Below are 6,976 nucleotides of genomic sequence, written 5' to 3'. Positions count from 1 at the left end.
TGGCGATGGCGGCACCCATCAGGACGGCGGCATACAGGATGGCGCCGGTGCGGCTGACGCGCCCTTCGGCCAGCGGCCGGTGGAGGGTGCGGTGCATGTGCTGGTCGAGGGCGGGTTCGACGATCTGGTTGAGGACACCCCCTGCCCCGCCGGCCAGCGCGATGCCAACCAGACCAGCGAGCGCTGATTCCCAGTGGATAAGGGCGTTGGGGGCGAGAATCTCGCCCACCGCGGCGGTGAAGACCAGCAGAGAAACCACCCGCGCTTTGGCCAGGACCCAGAGATCGCTGAGGAGCGACGGCCGCAACCGCTGCCCGGAAAGATCGTCGAGATTGTTCGTGTTTAATCCTTCTTTTAACATAATACCGAGGCCTCTGGGTTTCGCTCTGTCAGTGTGTCATGCCAGGCATGATCATCGTGTGCAGGTATAGTTGCGAGAACATCCACCAGGTCAAACCAATAGTAATCAAAAAGAGCGGTATGAACAGCACCAAAGCTACGGTATTCCAGATATTATGTTCGGAAACATCGATATGCAGCAGAAAGTAAATCTGCGCGATAATCGCCATACCCGCGCAAGCCGAGATAACCATCAACAACCCAAATGGCGGTACGGCATGCGATGTCACCAAAAAAGTAGCGGCAAGCATCAGAATGCTGGAAATCGCGAATCCTGAGAAATATCCCTGGGACGTGGACATCTGCACTTCTGGATGCAGCGTCGGATCATCCTGATCGTGACTCATGACATATACCCCCACAAATAAACGAACACATACACAAATACCCAAATAATGGCCTGCAAATGCCAAAACATACGCAGTGTCAACAGCCGGCCCACCACCTCGGTGGTAAAGCCCTTGGTCAACACCTGCGCCATCATGACCAAAATCCAGATCAACCCGAAGAAAACATGGGTGGCATGCACCTGGGTCAGGACGATAAACGCAGACACCCCGCCACTGGTCGCTACGCTGATGCCCAATGACGCCAAATGCGTCATGTCATGGATATCCAGTGCCAGAAACAATACACCCAACACAAGAGCCGCGAGCAACCCGTTAATTACCCCGCTTTTGTTTTTGTGCTTGAGTGCGTTCATACCAAGGCCATAAGCCAATACACTGAGAAACAACGCCATGGTCTGGGCAAAGGTATACCATGGCTTTACAAAGTCGGCCGGGGTGGGGCCACCAAAATAACTGTGCTGGTAACTCAGTACGCCATAAGCGGCAAAAAGTGTCGCAAACAGCATGCCGTCGCTCAGCAGATACATGAAATAACCAAAGGTGCGAGTGGAGATCACGTCATGCTGATAGTGACTTTTATCCCATAACTCTGCCGTTTTTGGATCCACATTACTGGCATGAGAACTCATAAAAACCTCCTCAATCTGTTGCTCTTTAACCGGTAGCCAATGCCCCGGCCACCACCTGTCAGATAATCATCCACCGCGATGATCCGGTCCCACTGATAAGCTGGCTTGCGAGGCCGGTAGCGGCAGATCAGAACGCCCCAGGCCCTTGCCTCACCCACAAGACGCTATTTGCTAATCTGTGCTTCGCGGCGCAGGGCTTCTTTTTCCATCTTTTCCACTTCCGCCGCCGTAATGATGTAACCCGGATCGCCCTTGAAGGAGCGATAGATCACGAGTGCGACAATTGCCAGCAAAGAAAGGGCACAAAGCCACCAGATACGCCATACCAGAGCGAAACCCAGTACAAAAGTCAGGCCACCGAGGATAATGGCCACACCGGTATTATTCGGCATATGGATATCCTCATAGTGATCAGGTTGGACATGATCGATGCCGTTATCACGCCGCCAAGCCACTTCATCACGCGCACTGATATGCGGCAATACGGCAAAGTTATAAAACGGCACAGGAGAATGGGTAAGCCACTCCAGCGAGCGGGAGGTACCCCAGGCATCAGCACCAACCTGGTTTTTTGCATGATCGCGAATGCTGACATAAAGCAGCGCCACAAATGCGAGGACGGACAGCATATAAACCGCAATACCGAATTCCATCACCAGAAGATAAGGGTGCCAGACGGTGTTGAACACGTAATCCAAACGCCGGGTCATACCCATAAAGCCGAGCATGTACATAGGCACGAACACCAGTACCGTGCCGGCGGAGAAAAGCCAGAACATAGTCTTTGCCCAAAACTCATCCAGCTTGAAGCCGAAGACCTTCGGAAACCAGTAGATTACCGAAGCAAAAATGGCATACACAATCACCAGCAGCATGGTGTGGAAGTGCGCGACCACGAAAACGCTGTTGTGGACCATATAATTGATGGCTGGAACAGCCAGCATCATGCCGGTCAGCCCGCCTATCAGCAGCAGAAAAAGTGCGCCGATAGCCCACAGCATGGCGGTGTTAAAGGTCAGGCGGCCGCGATACATGGTAAATGCCCAGTTAAACACCTTCACTCCGGTAGGGATGCCGACCAGCATGGTGGCCACACTGAAGGCGCTGTTGACGTAAGGGCCCGCGCCCATGGTAAAGAAGTGGTGCAACCAGACCAGCCAGGAAACGCCGGCGATAGCCATACTGGCCAGCACCATGGTGATGTAACCAAACAATGGCTTCTCCGAGAAGGTCGGGAAGATTTCCGACATCATGCCGAAAGCCGGAAGAATCACGAAATAGACTTCCGGATGACCCCAGATCCAGAACAGGTTGGTGTAGAGCATCAGATTACCGCCCAGACCTGCCGTAAAAAAATGGGCACCCAGATACCGATCTGCAGCGATCAATGCAAGTGCCACCTGCAATGCAGGGAAAGAAGTCAGCGCAATCACGTTCGCAGAGAGTGTGGCCCAGACAAAGATTGGCAATCGACCCCAGGTCATGCCCGGTGCACGCATCTTGATGATGGTCGCCAGAATGTTGATGCCGCCCAGAGTGGTACCCAGCGCCACCAGTTCCATGGTCCATATCCAGTAATCCACGCCCACGCCTGGACTATATTGCAACTCAAAAATCGGTGCATATCCAAACCAGCCGTTGTGCGCGAAATCGCCAACGAACAGAGAAATCATGATCAGTGCCCCCGCCGCGGCGGTAAGCCACAGCCCCAAAGCGTTCAGGTAGGGATAGGCCATATCGCGGGCACCGATTTGAATCGGCACAATGATGTTCATGAAACCGACCAGCAACGGCGTGGCCGCCAGCAGAATCATGATCACCCCATGAGCACTGTAGATCTGACCGAAATGGAATGGGGTCAAGTAACCGTGCGTTGCGCCGAACACTCCCGAGGAATGCGCGCCTACGGCCCAGGCCTGCTGCGTCCGGATCATCAGGCCATCAATGAAACCACGGAACAGCATCACTAAACCGATGAGGATGTACATCACACCCAGCTTTTTATGATCCACAGTGGTCAGCCATTCCTTCCACAGGTAGGTCCATTTCCCATAGTAAGTGATCAGACCCAGCACCAGAATGGCCCCGACGACCACCGCGACAAACAGTGGGGCCAGGATGGGGTTGTCATAAGGAATCTGAGACCAGGCAAGGCGCCCCCACATGGGGTTCCAGCCTCCGGCTAAATCTACGAGCATCACTCAATCCTCCTGTTGCTAGTCGCGATGTTGGGCGTTTTGCTTCTGCATATACGCCACCATGTTTTCCGTCATCATTGGCGGGATAGGCCAGGTTTTTCCATTCATGACCTCGTCGATGACATGATCAAACAAACCATCCTGCACCGACGAAAAATACGCCACCTTGTGATGCACATTGATATATGGGTCAGCGTAATTATTGAAGCTGGTGTAGGTCATGGATGTCGGGGACTGCCGCACCCTTTGCACCCATTGACCAAAGTCGGCTGAACTCAATATGTTGGTCTTGAAAGTCATCCACGAGGTACCCGCGCCGGCATAATCCGAAGCGATCCCTTGATATTCCCCGATATTGCTGCTTTCCAGGGCATTTTTCGTACGCATGCCGGGCATCACGTCAATCATGCCTACCAGTTGCGGGATAAAGAACGTTGTGGTCACGGCGGTCGAGGTCAAACGGAAAAATACCGGGGTATGCGCAGGCAGCACCAGTTCATTGGCTACGGCCATATGATACTGCGGATAGACAAAGAGCCACTGCCAGTCGGTAGCAATGACATCCACCTCGACCGGATCACTTGCAGGCTTCCGTTGTTTGGAAATAACTGTCGGATTATACGGATTTATTTCGAAGGTGCCGACTACGGCAAAATACGACAAAACGCCGACGGCTATGATGGGAATACCCCAGACAACCACTTCAATGGTATTGGAATGGGACCAGACAGGATCATATTTTCCCCGGTTTTTACCCTTCTGATAGCGCCACATGAACCAGACCACCAACAGGGCAGTCAGCCCAACGATAGTACCCATGATTCCGACATCCACCAGCAGATAAAACAGACTGGTATCGGCCATCAATCCTTTTGGATCGAATATCCAATAGGAGTTACCAGCGCAGCCGTCGAGCAGCAGAATCGGCGCGAGGGCGGCATAGCGCCACCCGTTTTTCAGGCTATTCCTCCACTTCACTTGCATTTATATTTCTCCCTGGCGGACTACAGACCATCCGCGATATGACAGGATAGCGGTCACTATCCGATTACTTTCCCCGATATCGATCAGCAGACGATTCAACAAGTTACCGACATTCGTAGAAACCAATCCACTAAACGAACGGGCGCCGTCGAAGAACACATAGATGGTGAAAAACCAAACGAGAAAGAACATCTTGGCAAAGGCGATAGGCGAGGCGAGAAGAAACAGCAGATTCGCGATGCCTCGGACAGTAGGCGGTGGCCAAAAGAACCAGAATAATGGATTATCAGCAGATACTGACGCCGATGCTTGCAGTTTCATAATCACATTCCTTGCGTGCGCACAAAGTACTACACCAGGGTAAATAGTATAAACTTATACTTTTTTATTCTTATTGACTGCTTGGTTGTAAAGCTATTCCAGCAGGCAGCGCAAAGCAATAGAAATTTGCCACAAATATTTTTGGGGTTAAGCAAGTGCTAATTATCAACGCACACAGGCAACATTTCATATTAAAAAATAATTATATATCAATATACTATTTGTATTGAATACAAATAAAATCAGATTGATACAAATCATGGTTGACATGCCGCAAACACCATAAACAAAATATTTTAGAATCTAAATATTTTATTTATGAATGATTATAACCTAATAAAAATATCTTCTAGCGTTATTTTTGTCAAAAACCAGCCATACACTCCGCCGAAGGGATCGCAATACACAGACACACAAATTACTGATCCACTACCGGCCTGCCACCCAAAAGTCATTTGCGCAAGGTCATTACGGAGTACCACATAGATAAAACTGCCCATACCGAACCCACCCTTTCCTTGCCTGCTGACCATGTTAGACTTGCGGCATGAATACCCAACCTTTCGTCCTGATTCTGCTCAGTTCAGCGCAGCGTCTTCGCCTCAACGATGGCACAGAAGTAACTACCGGCTTCTGGGCGGAAGAACTGGTAACACCCTGGCAGATACTGCGCAAAGCAGGGTGGCGACCCCAGGTAGCCACCCCAGACGGTGTACCGCCGCCAGTCGATGCCGAGAGTCTGGACCCGGCCACGCTCGGTGGAGACTACGGCAAGGCCGCCTGTTTAGGTGACGCCGTCAGGCAAATAACGGACTTGCACACACCCATTGATTTAGATGTGCTGACGGGCAAAGATCTGGACACATTAATCGGCGTTTTCATTCCCGGAGGCAACGGGCCGCTCGTGGACCTCTGTCAGACAGCCAGCGTGGACCGGTTACTGCGCCACTGCGTGGCGGCGGCAAAGCCCATCGCCACCCTTTGTCACGGCACGGCGGCACTCCTGGCCACCTGTGGCGGCGCAAACCGTTCGCCATTCTGCGGACAACAGGTGACCTGCTTCAGTGCTGCGGAGGAATCGGCAACATCGCTGGCCGGACGCTGGCCCTATACGCTGGAAAATCGCCTGCGGCAGGAAGGCTTTCGGGTGAGCACCGGCGCTCCGTGGCAAAACCATATCGCCACCGACCACCTTATCCTCAGCGGCCAGAATCCGGCCTCTGCGGCGGCACTCACCCATGCTTTTATACAACGTCTCCCCTCCACACCAACACCCAAAGGAAAACACTATGAATGCTGATGCACTCAAAAAAATGGCGGCCGAGGCAGCCTTACGCTACATCCAGCCCGGCATGGTCGTCGGGGTAGGTACCGGCTCCACCACCAACTTCTTCATCGAGGCGCTGGGTGCTGCCAATATCCATGTGGACGGCTATGTGGCTTCCAGCATCGCCACCGAAAACCGCCTCAAGGCGCAAGGCCTCAACGTGCTCGACCTCAATGGTACCGGCGATATCCCGGTCTACGTCGATGGTGCTGATGAGGTCGATCCGCACTTCCGCCTCATCAAGGGTGGCGGCGGCGCCCTTACCCGTGAAAAGGTTGTTGCCAGTGCTGCCCGCCTCTTCGTCTGCATCGCGGATGTCAGCAAGGACAAACCGATGCTCGGCAAATTCCCCCTGCCCGTGGAAGTGATTCCTTTCGCCCGCAGCTTTGTCGCCCGGCAACTGGTGAAACTCGGTGGCAGCCCCACCCTGCGCAATGGCGTCACGACGGATAATGGCAATGTCATCCTCGACGTCACCGGACTCGATCTCTCTGACCCGTTGCGGATGGAAGAAAGCATCAATGCGATTCCGGGCGTGCTGGACAATGGCATATTTGCCCATCGGCGTGCGGATGTGATGCTGTTTGGCAGTGCTGACGGAGTCATCGAACGCAAGGCGTAAGTGGTAACAAGCGACCGGGGGCAATATGGAAGGCGAAATAGACCACCGCGGCACCCGCCGTGACTTCATTCACGGTGAGTTGCATCGCCGGGATCTGAATATCGATCCCTTCCGCCAGTTCGCTGACTGGCTGGCGGCAGCAACAG

8 protein-coding genes are annotated in these 6,976 nt (G+C 53.1%); 2 read left to right on the top strand and 6 right to left on the bottom strand.

What is annotated here, in order from left to right; genetic code table 11:
* The 6 genes from HF921_RS12145 to HF921_RS12120 all read right to left on the bottom strand — a co-directional run.
* Nucleotides 1–361 (bottom strand): UbiA family prenyltransferase (locus HF921_RS12145; RefSeq protein WP_215893892.1); only part of this gene is annotated, 361 nt, incomplete at its 3' end.
* A gap of 28 nt (nt 362–389) precedes the next feature.
* Nucleotides 390–746, bottom strand: coding sequence for a cytochrome o ubiquinol oxidase subunit IV (locus tag HF921_RS12140; RefSeq protein WP_064218503.1), 357 nt, complete (start codon nt 744–746; stop codon nt 390–392).
* A complete protein-coding gene (locus HF921_RS12135) occupies nt 743–1,378 on the bottom strand; it encodes a cytochrome c oxidase subunit 3 (protein WP_215849976.1) in 636 nt (211 codons plus the stop codon). Before HF921_RS12135 ends, HF921_RS12140 begins: the two co-directional genes overlap by 4 nt.
* A 164-nt stretch (nt 1,379–1,542) precedes the next feature.
* Nucleotides 1,543–3,576 carry a cbb3-type cytochrome c oxidase subunit I gene (locus tag HF921_RS12130; RefSeq protein ID WP_215893891.1) on the bottom strand — a complete coding sequence of 678 codons (2,034 nt, stop codon included), beginning with the start codon at nt 3,574–3,576 and terminating at the stop codon, nt 1,543–1,545.
* Between the two features lie 18 nt (nt 3,577–3,594).
* Nucleotides 3,595–4,560 (bottom strand): COX aromatic rich motif-containing protein, encoded by a 966-nt coding sequence (locus tag HF921_RS12125; RefSeq protein ID WP_215893890.1) that lies wholly within the window; start codon nt 4,558–4,560, stop codon nt 3,595–3,597.
* Nucleotides 4,561–4,881 carry a hypothetical protein gene (locus HF921_RS12120; RefSeq protein ID WP_064218506.1) on the bottom strand — a complete coding sequence of 107 codons (321 nt, stop codon included), beginning with the start codon at nt 4,879–4,881 and terminating at the stop codon, nt 4,561–4,563.
* Between the two features lie 547 nt (nt 4,882–5,428).
* Between HF921_RS12120 and HF921_RS12115 the strand changes: the two genes are divergently transcribed.
* Nucleotides 5,429–6,181 (top strand): type 1 glutamine amidotransferase domain-containing protein, encoded by a 753-nt coding sequence (locus tag HF921_RS12115; RefSeq protein WP_064218507.1) that lies wholly within the window; start codon nt 5,429–5,431, stop codon nt 6,179–6,181.
* Complete coding sequence (rpiA, locus tag HF921_RS12110) at nt 6,171–6,830, top strand: ribose-5-phosphate isomerase RpiA (RefSeq protein WP_064218508.1); 660 nt, start codon at nt 6,171–6,173, stop codon at nt 6,828–6,830. The genes HF921_RS12115 and rpiA overlap by 11 nt, the downstream gene beginning before the upstream one ends.
* Nucleotides 6,831–6,976 lie beyond the last annotated feature (146 nt).

Source organism: Acidithiobacillus ferriphilus (assembly GCF_018854775.1).
Classification (GTDB): Bacteria; Pseudomonadota; Gammaproteobacteria; order Acidithiobacillales; family Acidithiobacillaceae; genus Acidithiobacillus; species Acidithiobacillus ferriphilus.
The sequence above is the reverse complement of the archived record's forward strand: the minus strand, read 5'-3'. Positions and strand labels throughout refer to the sequence as shown.